Annotated in this window: 17 protein-coding genes; 13 read left to right on the forward strand and 4 right to left on the reverse strand. The window is 62.4% G+C overall.

The genetic code is table 11. The annotated features are described in order from the left end of the window. Window positions 1–5 precede the first annotated feature (5 nt). The gene (locus RG2_RS20275; RefSeq protein ID WP_033234452.1) at window positions 6–1,424 is read left to right on the forward strand and encodes an acyl-CoA synthetase; all 1,419 of its coding nucleotides are present in this window, start codon (window positions 6–8) and stop codon (window positions 1,422–1,424) included. Between the two features lie 97 nt (window positions 1,425–1,521). Then, the gene (locus tag RG2_RS20280; RefSeq protein ID WP_033234451.1) at window positions 1,522–3,117 is read left to right on the forward strand and encodes a substrate-binding domain-containing protein; all 1,596 of its coding nucleotides are present in this window, start codon (window positions 1,522–1,524) and stop codon (window positions 3,115–3,117) included. On the opposite strand, the gene map is transcribed toward RG2_RS20280, so the two are convergent. Beyond that, on the reverse strand, window positions 3,114–3,875 hold the full coding sequence (gene map, locus RG2_RS20285) for a type I methionyl aminopeptidase (protein WP_033234450.1): 762 nt from the start codon (window positions 3,873–3,875) through the stop codon (window positions 3,114–3,116). The genes RG2_RS20280 and map overlap by 4 nt on opposite strands. Before the next feature lie 54 nt (window positions 3,876–3,929). Here map and RG2_RS20290 point away from each other — a divergent pair, with 54 nt between their 5' ends. Further along, window positions 3,930–4,184 (forward strand): helix-turn-helix domain-containing protein, encoded by a 255-nt coding sequence (locus tag RG2_RS20290; protein ID WP_033234449.1) that lies wholly within the window; start codon window positions 3,930–3,932, stop codon window positions 4,182–4,184. On the opposite strand, the gene RG2_RS20295 is transcribed toward RG2_RS20290, so the two are convergent. Then, window positions 4,181–5,452 carry an HNH endonuclease gene (locus RG2_RS20295; RefSeq protein ID WP_033234603.1) on the reverse strand — a complete coding sequence of 424 codons (1,272 nt, stop codon included), beginning with the start codon at window positions 5,450–5,452 and terminating at the stop codon, window positions 4,181–4,183. The genes RG2_RS20290 and RG2_RS20295 overlap by 4 nt on opposite strands. A 134-nt stretch (window positions 5,453–5,586) precedes the next feature. Here RG2_RS20295 and RG2_RS20300 point away from each other — a divergent pair, with 134 nt between their 5' ends. Both RG2_RS20300 and RG2_RS20305 read left to right on the forward strand, forming a co-directional pair. Further along, on the forward strand, window positions 5,587–6,438 hold the full coding sequence (locus RG2_RS20300) for a hypothetical protein (protein WP_033234602.1): 852 nt from the start codon (window positions 5,587–5,589) through the stop codon (window positions 6,436–6,438). Window positions 6,439–6,498: 60 nt separating this feature from the next. Further along, window positions 6,499–6,924 carry a protein-tyrosine phosphatase family protein gene (locus RG2_RS20305; RefSeq protein WP_033234448.1) on the forward strand — a complete coding sequence of 142 codons (426 nt, stop codon included), beginning with the start codon at window positions 6,499–6,501 and terminating at the stop codon, window positions 6,922–6,924. Window positions 6,925–6,936: 12 nt separating this feature from the next. Here RG2_RS20305 and RG2_RS20310 read toward each other — a convergent pair whose 3' ends face one another. Both RG2_RS20310 and dapD read right to left on the reverse strand, forming a co-directional pair. Beyond that, window positions 6,937–8,328 carry an amino acid permease gene (locus tag RG2_RS20310; protein WP_033234447.1) on the reverse strand — a complete coding sequence of 464 codons (1,392 nt, stop codon included), beginning with the start codon at window positions 8,326–8,328 and terminating at the stop codon, window positions 6,937–6,939. Then, window positions 8,328–9,281: a 2,3,4,5-tetrahydropyridine-2,6-dicarboxylate N-succinyltransferase gene (gene dapD / locus RG2_RS20315; protein ID WP_033234446.1), complete on the reverse strand. Its 954-nt coding sequence runs from the start codon at window positions 9,279–9,281 to the stop codon at window positions 8,328–8,330. Before dapD ends, RG2_RS20310 begins: the two co-directional genes overlap by 1 nt. Window positions 9,282–9,330: 49 nt before the next feature. Between dapD and dapE the strand changes: the two genes are divergently transcribed. The 8 genes from dapE to RG2_RS20355 all read left to right on the forward strand — a co-directional run bounded on the left by dapE (window position 9,331) and on the right by RG2_RS20355 (window position 16,489). Beyond that, entirely contained in the window at window positions 9,331–10,401 is a 1,071-nt protein-coding gene (dapE, locus tag RG2_RS20320; RefSeq protein ID WP_230590146.1) for a succinyl-diaminopimelate desuccinylase, read from the forward strand. 17 nt (window positions 10,402–10,418) lie between these two features. After that, window positions 10,419–11,222 (forward strand): LOG family protein, encoded by an 804-nt coding sequence (locus RG2_RS20325; RefSeq protein ID WP_033234444.1) that lies wholly within the window; start codon window positions 10,419–10,421, stop codon window positions 11,220–11,222. After that, window positions 11,216–11,773 carry an LOG family protein gene (locus RG2_RS20330; RefSeq protein ID WP_033234443.1) on the forward strand — a complete coding sequence of 186 codons (558 nt, stop codon included), beginning with the start codon at window positions 11,216–11,218 and terminating at the stop codon, window positions 11,771–11,773. The genes RG2_RS20325 and RG2_RS20330 overlap by 7 nt, the downstream gene beginning before the upstream one ends. Before the next feature lie 85 nt (window positions 11,774–11,858). Further along, on the forward strand, window positions 11,859–13,631 hold the full coding sequence (locus RG2_RS20335) for a long-chain-acyl-CoA synthetase (protein WP_033234442.1): 1,773 nt from the start codon (window positions 11,859–11,861) through the stop codon (window positions 13,629–13,631). Window positions 13,632–13,661: 30 nt separating this feature from the next. Further along, window positions 13,662–14,561, forward strand: coding sequence for a dihydropteroate synthase (folP, locus tag RG2_RS20340; protein WP_051730498.1), 900 nt, complete (start codon window positions 13,662–13,664; stop codon window positions 14,559–14,561). Beyond that, the gene (locus tag RG2_RS20345) at window positions 14,558–15,499 is read left to right on the forward strand and encodes a glucosyl-3-phosphoglycerate synthase (protein WP_033234441.1); all 942 of its coding nucleotides are present in this window, start codon (window positions 14,558–14,560) and stop codon (window positions 15,497–15,499) included. The genes folP and RG2_RS20345 overlap by 4 nt, the downstream gene beginning before the upstream one ends. Before the next feature lie 32 nt (window positions 15,500–15,531). Then, a complete protein-coding gene (locus RG2_RS20350) occupies window positions 15,532–15,924 on the forward strand; it encodes a DivIVA domain-containing protein (RefSeq protein ID WP_033234440.1) in 393 nt (130 codons plus the stop codon). Continuing rightward, on the forward strand, window positions 15,917–16,489 hold the full coding sequence (locus RG2_RS20355; RefSeq protein WP_033234439.1) for a DNA-3-methyladenine glycosylase I: 573 nt from the start codon (window positions 15,917–15,919) through the stop codon (window positions 16,487–16,489). The genes RG2_RS20350 and RG2_RS20355 overlap by 8 nt, the downstream gene beginning before the upstream one ends. The last annotated feature ends 57 nt before the right edge of the window (window positions 16,490–16,546 follow it).

The raw sequence follows: 16,546 nt of genomic DNA on the forward strand, positions 1-16,546 counted from the left end.
TCAAAATGCTGCTTCGATCACTGAATCCCCTTGCCATCGCCCGCGGCGACGACGTCGAAGACGCGATCACCATCGGGGATACGGTTCTCTCGCGCAGCCATATTCTCGGCGCTGCCACGTCGGTGGCAGAGCGGGTTGCGCAGGCCGAGCGTGTTGCGGTGCTGGCGACTCCCACGGCAAAGACCATCCTGGCGGTAGTCGGAGCGCTCATCGCAGGCGTCACTGTTGTGCCTGTGCCACCGGATTCGGGAACGGCCGAACGTGAACACATACTGAAGGACTCCGGCGCCCAGGCGTGGCTGGGGGAGACCGACGAATTGTGCGTCGGCCTGCCGGTGGTTCCGGTTCGCCTGCACGCCCGTTCGTGGCACAGCTACCCGGAACCGGCGCCGCAATCCACTGCATTTGTCCTCTACACCTCGGGAACGACCGGACCGCCGAAGGGTGTGCTGCTGAGTCGGCAGGCAATTGCCGCAGGTCTCGATGCCTTGGCGGAGGCCTGGCAGTGGACACACCGAGACACCGTTGTCCACGGATTGCCTCTCTTTCACGTCCACGGACTGATCCTGGGCGTGCTCGGACCACTACGAGTGGGCAGCCGGTTGGTCCACACTGTGAAACCGACACCGCAGGCGTACGCGGACGCCGGCGGCTCCCTCTACTTCGGGGTGCCGACGGTGTGGTCGCGAATTGCCGACGACGAAGCGTCGGCGCGGGCGTTGGCTTCGGCCCGGCTGCTCGTCTCCGGTAGCGCACCGCTGCCCGTGCCGGTATTCGAGAAGCTGCGCGCCCTCACCGGCCATGCTCCTATCGAGCGGTACGGAATGAGCGAGACCATGCTGACCCTCAGCACCCGTGCGGACGGCGAGCGTCGGCCAGGCTGGGTGGGTTTACCGGTGCGCGGGGTCGAGACCCGGTTGCGCGACGAGGCCGGTAACGACGTGCCTCACGACGGCGAGAGCATCGGTGGACTTCAGGTTCGTGGACCCATGCTGTTCGACGGCTACCTCAATCGCCCTGATGCCACTGCCGAATCGTGGACCGAGGACGGTTTCTTCAAGACCGGTGACGTCGCGGTCGTCGACGAGGAGGGATTCCACCGCATCGTCGGCCGTGAATCCATCGATCTGATCAAGACGGGTGGCTTCCGAGTGGGTGCCGGCGAGATCGAGACGGCCATCCTGGGGCATCCCGGTGTCGCCGAGGTCGCGGTGGTCGGCGTTCCCGATCCTGACCTCGGCCAGCGGATTGTGGCATGGGTTGTTCGGCGGCCCTCAACACCCGAGGTCACAGAACCGGACCTCGTGGATCTGGTGGGTGCGCAGTTGTCCGCGCACAAGCGTCCACGCGAAATTCGGTTTGTCGACACCCTGCCGCGGAACGCGATGGGCAAGGTGCAAAAGCGCTTGTTACTGCCCGAATAATCTTGTTTGGTTGGTTTTTCTGTGTTTTTCGCTACACTACCCGCCGGTAAGACTTGCTCCAGTTGCGTGCGCAACTGGCATCGGAGGGACAGGTTTCATGGCGGGCGGACGGCATTCGAGCGCTGACAGCGGGCGATCATTCGGTTTTTACGCAGTCGGCGGGATGGTTGCGCTGGCGCTCGTTGCCACCGGAATTGTCGTCTTCAAGTCCGTGCAACCCGATACCTGCGACAGCGTCGAAGACTTCACCCTGGCAGCAGACCCGTCCATAGCGCCGTCGATATCCGAGGTGTTGGCCGGAACCACCCCGGAGCAGACGGACTGCATGCACGTCGTTGTCGAAGCAGCACTGCCAGGCGACGTGGTCGGACGATTGGGTAAGGGCGCCGATGCACCGGATCTGTGGATTCCGGACTCCACGTCGTGGATCAGCAAAGCAGCCCTCACCGCGGCCGGTCCGGTTGCCGCCGCCGGCGGTTCCATCGCGACGTCTCCAGTGGTGCTGGCATCCGGAGGTGAGGAGTTTGCCGACTGGCTGTCGGTGCTCCAAGTGCCCGATCTTGCCCTCGGCAATCCGCTGTCCACCGGAATCGCGTCCGCCCCGATCCAGGCTGCACTGGCCGAGAGCGGGAGCGGCGCGGATGCTGTTCGCACAGCTTTGGTGCCGCACGCCCAGGCCGAAAGTGTGCGCGCCGAGGACCAGCCTGTCGGCGCGAAGATGCTGACCGAACTTGTCACTACCGGCAAGGTGGGGGTGTCGACCGAACAGCAGGTCACCCAGTTCGCAAACTCCGCCATCAGCGCGACGGTACCGTCCACCGGAACCGTGCTGATGGACTATCCGTTGGTGGTAAGTGCCTCGGCGCCCGATCGCCATTACGCCGCGGCGCAGAAAGCAAAAGTCCTCGCGGCGCTTTTCGAGAGCCCGGAGTCACAGGAAATACTGTCTCGCAACGGTTTTCGCGACCCGTCCGGCCAGGGACAGGTAGATGGGGGCGTCGGAGCTGTCCAGGCCTTGCCGGTGCCGGATCAAGCCGCGCTCGACAAGACGCTCGGATCCTGGGCATTGTTGGCTAAACCGATCCGTACTCTCGTCGCGATCGACGTGTCGTCGTCGATGGACTTCCCGGCCGCCGGTGGGAAGACCCGTATGGACCTCACGACAGCTGCCGCGCTCACCGGCAACCAGGTGTTCCCGGACAGTGTCGCAGCCGGACTCTGGGCCTTCTCCCAGGGCATGAACGGAACCCAGGACTACCAGGAACTGGTTCCGATTCGCCGCTACGACACCATGGTTGGTGGATTAACGCAGCGAAGCCTCATGGCAGAGCAGACCAAGACCTTGACGAAACTCAAGCGCGGCGCAACGGGCCTCTACGACACCACGCTCGCGGCGTTTCGGAAAGTTCAGGAATCGTACGACCCGCGCGCGGTCAACAGTGTGATCATCCTGACCGACGGTGCTAACGAGGATCCCGACAGCATCACGCGCGAGCAGTTGCTCGACGTGCTCGAACGGGAGCAGGACCCAGCGCGACCGGTGATCATCGTGACCATCGGAATCACCGACGACGCCGATGCGGCTGCGCTGGCAGACATTTCACGCGTCACCGGCGGGTCCACCTACATCGCCCGTGATCCGTCGGAAATTTCCGGCGTATTTGTCAACGCATTGGCTCACCGCGGCGCTTAGCGCGTCAGGACGAGCGCATCACCGTCGGTGACGGCAATGGTGTGTTCGCTGTGCGCTGTGCGTGATCCGTCGGCCGAGCGGATGGTCCATCCGTCGTCGTCGAAGATGATCTTGTCGGTTGTGAGAGCGAACCAGGGTTCGATCGCGAGGGTCAGTCCGCGTCGCAGTTTCATGCCGCGACCTGCGCGTCCGATGTTGGGGATGTGCGGATCTTCGTGCATGGTGCGGCCGAGTCCGTGGCCACCGAATTCGGTATTGACGGGGTAGCCGTAATCGGCTGCGACAGCGCCGATCGCAGCGGAGATGTCGCCGAGGCGATTGCCTGGCCGGGCGACTGCAATAGCAGCGGTGAGGGCACGTTCGGTGGCTTCGATGAGGCGTTGGTCCTCGGCGCGGGGAACGCCGACGATGAGACTGCGCGCCGAGTCTGCAACCCACCCGTCGATGGAGACCGCGATGTCCATGGTCAGCAGATCGCCGTCCTGTAGCACGTAGTCGTGCGGAAGTCCGTGCAGCACTGCGTCGTTGACGGAAAGGCAGATGACGTTGCGGAAGGGTCCACGTCCGAAGGACGGTGAGTAGTCCCAGTAGCAGGACACGGCGCCGCGTTCTTCGATCAGGTGGCGGGCGCGGTGCTCGAGGTCGAGGAGATTGACTCCGGGCTTGGCGCGAGCAGCGAGATCGGCGAGTAGTTCGGCGATGAACGCGCCGGTGACGCGCATTGCTTCGATCTCGTTGGTTGTTTTCAGTTCCACCACAGGAATTTCCTTTCGGGCCGGTATTAAAATACCACCATACGGTACTCTGGTCGCATGGTGCGACTTCCGTTAACTCCGGCCCAGCTTGCTGTCGGTCAGCAGTTGGGCGCCCATCTGCGTCAGGCCCGCGGTGGTCGCACGCTTGTCGATGTGGCGGAGGCCGCCGCGATTTCGCCGGAAACACTGCGCAAGATCGAGACCGGGCGCATGCCGACGCCGGCGTTTGTCACGATTGCCGCACTCGCCGATGTGCTCTCGGTGCCACTCGACGAGCTTGCCCGGATCTGCCTCGCCCGCGTGACTGTTTAGGCGGCTTCGGGGCTGGCCCACGGCATCGGAAGTGGTGGAGCGACCGACGAATACCGGTGGCCGGTAGGCGTTGTGGTCGTGAAGGAGTGCCTGGTGCCGGGTGCGTGATCGTCGGTTTCGGCGTACCAGTCCAATCCCTGTTTGGCGTAATTGCATGCCGCGCACAGTCCTGCACCGTTGACTGCGCTGGTGGCGCCGCCTCTCTGGTGGTCGCGAATGTGGTCGCGATGACGAACGGGTGCGTCGCACCACGGTGTGCGGCAGCTTCGATCGCGGAGGTCGATCAACTGCGCCAGTCCCTTCGGGAAGATTCTGGACTTGGACTCCATAGCTGTCAGCTCTCCCGTGGAGGGGCAGGCATAGAGCCTCCGGATGTCTTTGCCGGACTGCGCAATCCACTCTCGGGCAATGCCGGCGGGGATAGGCCCGTAGCCGTTGGCGTGCGCGGGATCGGTGGCGTCGCCGAACAGTGCTTGGTCGGAAATCACAAGATTCACGGTGACGGGTGTGGGCGTTGCGCGGCCGATTCCGGTGACTCGCTCGACGACGAGATCGGCCATGATCTGAGCGCGAGTGCGATCATCGCCACGCGCGAGGATGGAATCTGCATCTCGCATCAATGTGGCGTGAACGGCAACCCCTTCCGTGACAGGGAGCAGAACACTGAGGTAGCACATAGTGTCGGGCGCCGGCCGTGATGTCACCCGCCGGTCACCCACGGCTTTGCGGGCGCGCCGAACCATGCTTTCAGCATCTACCTCGGCGGTGCGTGCGCGGATTCTGGCGGTCAGTTGTTGGTCTCCGCAGCCAGCCAGGTTATCTGCGTCGCAGCAGAACTCGCGATCGAGTGCGGCGCGATCTTGGACTGTGAGGCAGGCGGTTTCGCGCATGAGAATGGTGGCCCGCTGCTCGTTGATGGCACCGTAGATCAGGAGCCTGAGTGTGTAGGGCATCTCGTCGTTCAATGCGCGGGCAAGGCTCAGGTGTTGAGTGCCTGACCAGACTGATTCGCGACGAGCGAGAGCAACTTGGGCGTTGATTCCGCGACCCTGATGTGCAACTGGAACGCCGCGTTCGCCACGGTCTTTGCGAGTGGAAGCATCTAGATCAGCAGCTAGCAATGCTTGTGCGCCTGCACAACTGCCTTTCAGTTCCTCGAGTGCACGCAGCAAGTCAATTCGTGCTGCATTGTCGACGGAACGATCCATGTCGATGAGTACTGAACGAAACTGTTTAATCGTGTGGTCGGAAACTGCGGTCGTCATCATGCCCCCGGTAATGTCGAACGTGTATTCGATCTTACCGTCGAACATCCACCTGCGCAATAGCTTTGACCAGAAAGAAGGTCTTTGGCTCGAGGACATTGACGTGCGCCGCAGATTGGGACCGATACGGTGTGCTCATGCTCCGCCGATGGTTCGCAATCATGATCGTGGTACTCGCTGTTGCCGGCATCTGGCAGCTGACCACCCCTGACCGTCCTGTTGCCGTAATCGTCGACGCCGAGACTCTGGAGTGCGCAACCCCGTATCCCATCGGCCCACTCCAGGCGACACCAAGGGCGACGGTTCCGGACGATTTTGTACCCGTCGCGGCTGTCACGTGCGACCCGATTGTCAGCGGCGACGTGGCGGCCGACCGAACCGTCAGCTTCTCTGAGCACAGTTGGGAGGGCGATTTCGGTTGGGCGGTGGAACTGCTGAACCGCTCGTCCTCGCACAGGACCGGGTTTCCCGGCTGCGGCGACAACGACAGCTTGGCCGTGCTGGAGGAATTCTGGTTGGTCGACGACCGAGGCCGCGCAATACGGCCGGGGTATCCCTCCGACTCGTGTGGACTGCCGAAACCCGGCGGCCTGGCCGCTGTCAAAGAATTGACGCCGGTCGGCAGTACCGAACATCGAATACCGTTGTCCGACGATCAGATCTACGAACTGTCGAATTGCCGGCCGACGTACCATCCTCCGACAACAGGTACCACGATGCCGACGTCGCTGTCTGTGGGCAGCTATTTCTGTCGATTCTCCTCCACCGAATTTGTCGGTACATCGTCGACAATGGAAACCATCGACGGTCTCCCACCCGCACCCGACTGTGACGCAGTGGCCACCGAGGTGGCGTCGACGAATTACGTGGACAGTTTCACGAACCAGGAACAATTGCTCACCGTCGAGCTCGATGGCTGCCGCCGCGTCATCGCCGACGGGTATGCCCCGCTGCAGGCGTCCGACGAGCTGTTGGAATCATTCGGGTAGGCCTGCGCGACCGCGAGTTTGCGTATCCGAGCGTGGCGATCACTGCAACAAGGAGCTCGAATGAATTTGTGGGATGTGGCTGCCGATGGAGTGATGCCGCTGCCGTCGGGGCGGCTGGTTCGGGGTAGGGGATTGCGCAATCCACTACCTGACGGGCCACTGCCCGATTTCGGGTTGTATGCGCAAGCGCGTCAACCTTCTTCGTTTGAATGGGAAAGCCGATGGATACGCTGGCCCGACTTCTGGCTGCCAAGCGATCGCCCGGAGTTTCGGCGTGCCCTGGAGGAGCTCTTGCTGCGATCCGAAACCGAACGGGTGGAGATTGCGTGTGGCGGTGGGTTCGGTCGTACGGGAACAGCGTTGGCTTGTCTGACGGTGCTCGATGGTGTTGCCGCCGAGGGAGCGGTTGCCTACGTGCGCGAACGCTATTCGCGACGAGCAGTGGAAACTCCGTGGCAGCGGCGGTTCGTTTCCAGATTCGCGTAACTCGGGAGTCAGCTAACTGGTTTCTGCGAGCGCCTTGCTCCTGCGCCACCGCGAGTTTGCGTATCCGAGCGCGGCGATCACCGCAAAAAGGACTGCCGTCGAGATCAACTGATCCCGGGCGTCTTCGTCGAACAGCATGAGGACAACAAACGCTCCGAGCATCGCCAGTGTGGCGTAACTCAGGTACGGGAACAGCCACATGCGGATGGTCAGTTTGCCTTCGGCTTCGAGTTGCTTCCGCAGTCGAAGGTGGGAGATCACGATGAAAATCCAGATGACGAGCAATGCGGCGCCGACTGCATTGAGCAGGATGCCGAGGAGGTCGTCTGGCAGAAGCCAGTTGAGCATGACGGAGACGAAGCCGAAGAACACGGACAGCAATACCGCATTGGTCGGAACTCCCGTGCTCGAGAGTTTGGCCATGAATGCGGGGCCGTCGCCGCGTCGTGACAGAGAGAAGGCCATGCGTGAGGTGCCGTAGATGTTGGCGTTGAAGGCCGACAGCAAGGCAACAACCACAACAAGTTCCATGAACCCGGCAACACCGGGGATGTTGGCCAGATTGAGGACGGAGACAAAGGGACTTGTCTCGAGATCGGGATCGTTCCACGGCAGAACCAACACCATGATCGAGATAGCGCCGATGTAGAAGACGCTGATACGCCAGACGACGCTGCGGACGGCGAGCGCGATGGAGCGTTCCGGATTCTCCGATTCCGCCGCGGCGATGGTGACGATTTCGATACCGCCGAACGCGAAGGCAACAACAAGAAGGCCGGCAGCGACACCCGAGAACCCGTTGGGCATGAACCCGCCCTGTCCGAAGAGGTTCGAGGTTCCCACCGGGTCAGTATCGGGAAGCAGGCCAAACACCAGCAGTACACCGATGATCAGGAAGCCGATGATGACGGTGACTTTGATTGCCGCGAACCAGAATTCGAACTCGCCGAAGTTACTGACCTTGGCCAGGTTCACGATGGCAAAGAACACCACGAAGACCAGCGCGATCATCCATTGCGGTATCGACGGCAGCCATTCGTTGACGATGGCGGACGCCCCGGTGATCTCGGCGCCCAAAACCATGATGAGCATGAACCAGTAGAGCCAGCCCATCACAAATCCGGCCCACTCGCCGATCCCGAGGCGCGCGTAATGCGAGAACGAACCACTGGCGGGAATCGCAGCGCCCATCTCGCCGAGCATTCGCATCACGAAGACGACTACGGCGCCCGCGATGATGTAGGACAGTAGGACCGCGGGACCGGCCGTCGCAATACCGACGCCCGTTCCGAGGAACAGGCCGGCTCCGATGGCGGAGCCCAGGCCCATCATCGTCAGATGGCGGACCTTGAGACCCTGGCCGAGAGCGGTGGTCGTTTCTTCGGGGGCGTCGGTATTACTCATCAGTCGTTGGCGTGAAGTGCGGCATTCAATTCGACGCCGGTGCCCTTCCACGGCACGACCTCGACGGCACCAGAAACGGAGTTGCGACGGAACAGCAGGTTGGACTTGCCGCTCAGAGCCAATGCCTTGACGACGGTTCCGTCGGGGCCGGTGACCTTGGTGCCTGCGGTGACGTACAGACCGGCTTCGAGGACGCAGTCGTCCCCGAGGGAGATGCCGAGTCCGGCGTTGGCGCCGAGGAGGCAACGCTTGCCGACGGAGATCGTTTCCTTGCCGCCACCAGACAGGGTGCCCATGATGGACGCGCCGCCACCCACATCGGAACCGTCGTCGACGACGACGCCTGCGGAGATGCGGCCTTCGACCATGGAGTTGCCGAGTGTGCCGGCGTTGAAGTTCACGAAGCCTTCATGCATGACAGTGGTGCCGGAGGCGAGGTGTGCGCCCAGACGGACACGGTCGGCGTCGGCGATACGGACACCCGAGGGGACGACGTAGTCGACCATGCGGGGGAACTTGTCGACGCTGAAGACGGTGACAACGCCGCGGATGCGCAGACGCGAGCGGACCTGCTCGAAGCCTTCGACAGCGCAGGGCCCGAAGTTGGTCCACACAACGTTGGCGAGGAGGCCGAACTGGCCGTCGAGGTTGACGCCGTGCGGAGCGACGAGGCGGTGGGAAAGCAGGTGAAGGCGCAGGTAGACGTCGTACGCGTCGACGGGAGCCTTGGAGAGGTCAGCGATGGTGGTGCGGACGATGACCTGCGAAACCTCGCGTGCCTCGTCGGTTCCCGCCAGCAGTGCGAGATCGGAAGGAATGTCAGTTCCCTCGACGTTCTCGGTACCGGTCGTCTCGAATGTTCCCAGCTCCGGTGCGGGGAACCAGGTGTCGAGGACGGTACCGTCCGCGGTCACGTTGGCGATACCTACTGCTGATGCTCCGTGTGCGCTCACAGGACTAGAGATTACTGGGTGCGCTGGCTGCGGGCTTAGGCTGGTGGCCGTGAGCATCCTCGATCTTGCCTCCGACCCCATCGATCTGACGGCCGCTCTGGTCGACATTCCCAGCGTTTCCCACGACGAATCCGCTATCGCGGACGCCGTCGAGGTTGCGTTGCGCGAGCAGACCAGCGGCTTCGAGATCATTCGCAACGGCAATGCGGTTCTGGCCCGGACGTCGCGCGGATTGCCGAGTCGGGTGATGCTTGCCGGTCATCTCGACACAGTTCCGATTGCGGACAATGTTCCGTCTCGTCGTGAGGGTGACATCTTGCACGGGTGCGGCACCGTGGACATGAAATCCGGCGACGCAGTGTTCCTGCATCTCGCGGCGACGATCGAGAATTTGGCCCACGACCTGACGCTGGTGTTCTACGACTGCGAGGAAATCGCCGCCGCCTACAACGGCCTCGGACGGATCGAACGCGAGATCCCGCAATGGCTTGCGGCGGATGTCGCGATTCTGGGCGAGCCGACGGCCGGGTTCATTGAGGCCGGGTGTCAGGGAACGATGCGCGTGCGCTTGACCGCGTCAGGTACCAGGGCGCATTCGGCCCGGTCCTGGTTGGGGGACAACGCGATTCACAAGTTCGGTACTGCGTTGGAGCGGATGTCGGCCTATTCGCCGCGTTCGGTGGATATCGACGGTTGTGTCTACCGCGAGGGGCTCTCAGCCGTGCGGATCTCCGGCGGCGTCGCGGGGAACGTGGTGCCGGACGCAGCCGAGATGGACGTCAACTTTCGGTTCGCACCCGATCGCAGTGAGGCGCAGGCCGAGGCTCACGTGCGGGAAGTCTTCGACGGCTTGGATCTCGGATTCGAGATCACGGACTCGTCGCCCGGCGCTCTGCCTGGCCTGGCGAACCCGTCGGCGGCCGCGTTGATCGAGGCTGCGGGCGGACAGTTCCGGGCCAAGTACGGCTGGACCGATGTGTCCAGATTCTCGGCTCTCGGCATTCCCGCGGTGAATTACGGCCCCGGCGATCCGAACCTGGCGCACAAGCGTGACGAGCACGTCCCGGTGCAGCAGATCACCGACGTCGCGGCCGTGCTGAGGAAGTATTTGTCGGCCTGAGCGTTAGCCTTGCGTGCATGGCACCAGAGAAGAATTCAGCCTCCAAGAAGCACAGTTCGTCGATCAAGCACCGCGGTCCTGTTCAACTCCGACGCAAACGCAAGGATGAGAAAACCACCACGGACCAGCGTCTGCTCGACAAACGCGGCCCCACCGACTGGGTCCATACCGATCCGTGGCGTGTGCTGCGCATCCAGAGCGAATTCATCGAAGGTTTCGGGGCGCTCGCTGAGGTCCCTCGTGCGGTCACCGTGTTCGGTTCGGCACGCACCGCTCTCGATCATCCCGAATACCAGGCCGGCCGTGAGCTGGGAACGGCGTTGGCCGAAGCCGGGTACGCCGTCATCACCGGTGGTGGGCCGGGAGTCATGGAAGCCGCCAACCGCGGTTGCAGCGAGGCCGGTGGCTACTCGATCGGACTCGGCATCGAGTTGCCGTTCGAGCAGGGGCTCAACGAGTGGGTCGACCTCGGCATCAACTTCCGGTACTTCTTTGCCCGCAAGACGATGTTCGTGAAGTACTCGCAGGCTTTCATCTGCTTGCCTGGCGGCTTCGGAACGCTGGACGAATTGTTCGAAGCTCTTACTTTGGTGCAGACCCATAAGGTCACGCGCTTCCCGATTGTCCTGTTCGGCACGGAGTACTGGTCCGGATTGGTCGAGTGGATCCGAAACACACTCGAGCATGACGGAAAGATCTCCGAAGGTGATGTGAATCTGCTGCACGTCACTGACAGTGTGGAAGAAGCAGTCCGGATAGTCGCCGAAGCCAATCTAGGCGTCGACGAGGCCGCCGATCTGGGGAAAGAAGAAGAATGGTGACCGATTCCGACAAGAAGTACTCGATCTGCGTCTACTGTGCGTCGGGTCCGGTGGACGAGTCGTTCCTGGCTTTGGCCGCCGAGGTGGGCACCGCGATCGGTCGACGTGGGTGGCAGTTGGTTTCGGGTGGTGGCAACGTCTCGATGATGGGTGCTGTCGCGGAGTCGGCTCGGGCTGCGGGCGCGTGGACCGTCGGCGTCATCCCGAAGGCGTTGGTGCACAAGGAAGTTGCGGACGTCGACGCGGACGAGTTGATCGTCACCGACACGATGCGTCAGCGCAAGCAGTTGATGGAAGACAACGCGGACGCGTTCATCACCTTGCCCGGCGGTATCGGGACGTTGGAGGAGTTGTTCGAAACGTGGACCGCCGGCTACCTCGGGATGCACAGCAAGCCTGTGGTCCTGCTTGATCCGGTGGGGCACTACACCGGACTGCTCGAATGGTTGGACAAATTGGACGGCACGGGGTTTGTGGGCCGGAAAGCTTTGGATACGTTGCTGGTCAGGACTGATGTCGAGGCTGCGCTCGACGCTTGTGTGAACTCCTGACCAAGTGCGTGACGGGCCACCTTACCGTGGAGTAAGGTGGCCCCGGGGGTGGCCGTCGAGTCGCCGGATACGTGATTGGGGAGACATGAGTTCGGAAGCACGCGACAAAGTTGGCATGCTGGATCTGGCGGTGAAACTCCCGTCGATGATCACCGAGGTGCCGATACTCCTGAAGGGGGCGTCCGGCCTGCTGCGCAAGCCTTCGGCCGCGATGTCCATCGGACTCATTCTCCAGCAGAACGCCGCAGCACATCCGACTCGTCCGTTTATCCGGTTCGAGGGCCATGCAACAAGTTACGACGACGCCAACGCGCAGGTCAACCGATATGCCGACGTGTTGCGCACGCGCGGCGTCCAACGCGGCGACGTCGTGGCGATCCTCGGCAAGAACACTCCGGAATCGCTGCTGATCGCCTTGGCTGCCGTCAAACTCGGTGCGGCAGCGGGAATGCTGAATTACAACCAGCGTGATGACGTTCTTGCACACAGTCTTACGCTGCTCGGCGCACGCGTGCTCGTTGTCGCCGATGCGAGCGAAGAAGCGCTCGAATCATTGCCGGAAGGGTTTACCGGACCGCCGCAACTTCTGGTCAGCGAGCTCGACGACCTGGCAAAAACGGCCGACGCAACCAATCCGGCTGTGACGGCCCAGATTCTTGCGAAGGAAAAAGCGTTCTACATCTTCACCTCGGGTACTACCGGAATGCCCAAGGCCAGCTTGATGACTCACTTCCGCTGGCTCAAGTCCATGTCCGGTCTCGGGCTCATGGGTGTCCGGTTACGTCCGTCCGACACGCTGTACTGCTGCTTGCCGCTCTATCACAACAATGCTTTGACGGTGTCGTTGTCTTCGGTGCTGGCTTCGGGTGCGACGCTTGCCATCGGCCGGCAGTTCTCGGCGTCGAGATTCTGGGACGATATCGCGCTCAACAAAGCCACGGCCTTCACCTACATCGGAGAATTGTGCCGGTACCTGCTCAATCAGCCCGAGAAGCCCACCGACCGTGACAATTCCGTTCAACTGATGGTCGGAAACGGGCTGCGGCCGGAAATCTGGAAGGAGTTCACGGAGCGTTTCGGTATTGCGCGAGTCGCCGAGTTCTACGGTGCAAGCGAATGCAATATCGCCTTTGTGAACGCGCTCAACGTCGATCGGACGGCCGGAATCTGCCCGTTGCCGCATGCCGTCGTCGAATTCGACGAGGAAACCGGTAAGGCGTTGCGTGGTCCGGACGGACGGTTGCGCAAAGTCTCGACGGGGTCCGTTGGACTACTGCTTTCCAAAATCACCGACCGAGCTCCGTTCGACGGGTACACCGATGAAGCCGCGACCAACAGCAAATTGGTGCGGGGTGGTTTCAAGGACGGTGACACCTGGTTCGACACCGGCGACCTCGTGCGCAAGCAGGGGTGGAGCCATGTGGCCTTTGTCGATCGACTCGGTGACACATTCCGGTGGAAGGGTGAGAACGTCGCAACCACCGAGGTCGAGGGTGCGCTCAGTTCACATCCGGTGATCGAAGAGGCCGTTGTCTACGGCGTCGAGATCCCGGGTACCGACGGGCGGGCCGGTATGGCAGCAGTGACCCTGCGCGACGGTCATTCCTTCGACGGCGGTGACATCGCCACCCATTTGTACGGAAAGCTCCCCAGCTACGCCGTGCCGCTGTTCGTTCGCATCGTCGACTCCCTCGAACACACCAGCACGTTCAAATCGCGCAAGGTGGAGTTGCGCAACGACGGATACGACGTCGGCGCAGACACCCTGCACGTCCTCGCCGGCCGTGAGAGCGGCTACAGCGATTCGTACGACGGTTACGTCGACGAGGTGGCCGCAGGCTCGGTACCCAAGGGCTAGACCGCGTTCCGTCATGCCAGTATGAAAGGCATGTCTTCATTGGCCGGTTCATCCGCGCAGTCAGATCCGGCGCCCACTCTGTGCGGTCGACCGGTCGCGGTCGACCGTGCATTGGTCATGGCGATCGTCAACCGAACACCCGACTCGTTCTACGACAAAGGTGCGACGTTCTCGGATTCTGCCGCGATGGCTGCGGTGGATCGGGCGGTCGACGAAGGCGCCGATCTGGTCGATATCGGGGGAGTGAAGGCCGGCCCCGGCGATCTGGTCGACACCGACGAGGAGGTCAGGCGCGTCATTCCCTTTGTCGCGGCGATCCGGGACAAGTTCCCGGATTTGTTGATCAGCATCGACACGTGGCGCAGCGACGTCGCCCGTCTCGCGCGTAAGGAAGGTGCCGATCTGATCAACGACACCTGGGCCGGCGCCGATCCGGAATTGGTGATGGTCGCTGCTGAAACCGGTGCGGGCATCGTGTGTTCACACACCGGCGGTGCGGTGCCGCGGACGCGTCCGCACCGCGTCCGATACACCGATGTGGTTGCCGATGTGGTGAGCGAGGTTGTCACCGCCGCCGAACGAGCCCTTGCATTAGGCGTGCCACGCGATGCGATTCTGATCGATCCGACCCACGACTTCGGCAAGAACACCTTTCACGGGCTCGAGTTGTTGCGAAAAGTGGACATTCTTGTAAACACCGGGTGGCCAGTGCTGATGGCGCTGAGCAATAAGGACTTTATCGGGGAGACTCTGGGGGTAGAGCTTTCCGAGAGGCTGGAGGGAACATTGGCAGCGACAGCAATGGCCGCGGCGGGCGGTGCCCGAGTGTTCCGGGTGCACGAGGTGGCATCTACGCGCCGCGTGGTCGACATGGTGGCGGCAATTCAGGGCCGACGCGCCCCTGTTCGAACAGTTCGGGGGCTGGCATGAGCATTACCGGCACTGGGTCCACGCGCACGTGGTCCGAAGCCAACAGTTGGGATCACCCCAGTTGGACGGTCGAGGAACTCGAGCGAGCCAAAGCAGGCCGCACCGTCTCCGTGGTGCTTCCGGCGCTCAACGAGGAGGAGACCGTCGCATCGGTGGTCGACACCATTCATCCGTTGCTCGGCGGGTTGGTGGACGAACTTGTCGTCCTAGATTCCGGGTCTACCGACCGCACCGCGAAGCGGGCACGGGCCGCAGGCGCACGGGTGATCAGCCGCGAGTCCGCGGTGCCGTCGCTCCCTCCCGCCGCCGGCAAAGGCGAAGTCCTGTGGCGTTCCATCGCGGCCACCACGGGTGATCTGATCGCGTTCGTGGATTCCGATCTCATCAATCCGGACCCGGCGTTTGTTCCGAAGCTGTTGGGTCCATTGCTCACCGTCGACGGTATTCACCTGGTGAAGGGGTATTACCGGCGTCCGTTGCGCGTCAGCGGGACAGAAGACGCCAACGGTGGTGGGCGGGTCACCGAGTTGGTGGCGCGGCCGATGCTGGCTGCCCTGCGACCAGAACTCACGGCCGTTCTGCAACCACTGGGCGGTGAGTACGCCGGAACCCGGGAGCTGCTCTCCGCCGTGCCGTTCGCACCCGGCTACGGAGTCGAGATCGGGCTGTTGCTCGACACCTACGACACCCTGGGGCTCAGCGCGATCGGTCAGGTCAATCTCGGTGTCCGGAAACACCGTAATCGGCCGCTTGCCGATCTGGGTGTGATGAGCCGGCAGATCATCGGGACGATGCTGCGGCGCTGTGGCATCGAGGATTCCGGCGCCGGATTGACGCAGTTCCTGGTCGACGGTGATTCGTTTGCACCGGCTACCACCGAGGTGTCGTTGCTCGACCGTCCGCCGATGAATTCGATTATCCGCAGCGCGGGGGTCTGACCGCAGCGGAACGTGTATGGGAGTATCGGGTCATGTTGACGATCCTCCTGTACCTGATTGTCATGGCGCTTGTCGGCGGGATGATTTTCCTTGCCGCGAGTGCAGTATTCGGGCGCTCGGAAGAACTGCCGCCGCTTCCTCCCGGCACCACAGCGGCGGTGCTTCCCGCGGAAGGTGTGACAAGCGCCGACGTCGACGCATTACGATTTCAGCAGGTTCTGCGCGGGTACAAGGCCAGTGAAGTGGATTGGGCCCTGCACCGGCTCGGGATGGAAATCGACTCTCTCCGTGCGCAATTGGAAGCAAGATCGGATGCTGCCCCAGAAGTGGAGCACCAGGAGGCGGCGGCCGTGAGTGGCTCGGAGGCGGCGGCCGTGAGTGACTCGGCGGCGGCGGCCGTGAGTGAGCGCCCGGACGATGTCTGACGGAATTGTTCGCTGCGACTGGGTGATCGAATCACCTGGAGACACGCTGTACCGCGATTACCACGACCAGGAATGGGGGCAACCCCTCCACGGTCGTGACGCCCTGTTCGAGCGACTCGCACTCGAAGCATTTCAATCAGGTTTGTCGTGGATCACGATTTTGCGAAAGCGTGATGCTTTCCGATCGGCGTTCGACGGATTTGTTCCCGGGAAAGTCGCCGAATACGGCCAAGCGGACGTTGACCGCTTGCTCGCGGATTCCTCGATAATTCGCAATCGGGCCAAAATCGAGGCAACAATTTCCAATGCGCGGGTTCTCGTGAATTCACCGGAATTGGATCTTGATGCGTTGCTCTGGTCGTTTGCACCGCCCCGCCGCACCGCACGACTCGCTTCAATTGCAGACGTTCCCGCTATCACCGAAGAATCAACCGCCATGGCCAAGGAACTCAAACGGCTGGGCTTCAAGTTTATCGGCCCTACCACGGCATATGCGCTCATGCAGGCCACCGGAATGGTTGACGATCACATTGCCGAATGTTGGGTTCCACCGGTAGTGCCGTAGTAGTGCGGACACGCGTAAATGTGACTCAGATTCCCGGTTCGGGGGCGGATAGGGAAC

The sequence above is a fragment of the Rhodococcus globerulus NBRC 14531 genome, assembly GCF_001894805.1.
Taxonomy (GTDB): Bacteria; Actinomycetota; Actinomycetes; order Mycobacteriales; family Mycobacteriaceae; genus Rhodococcus_F; species Rhodococcus_F globerula.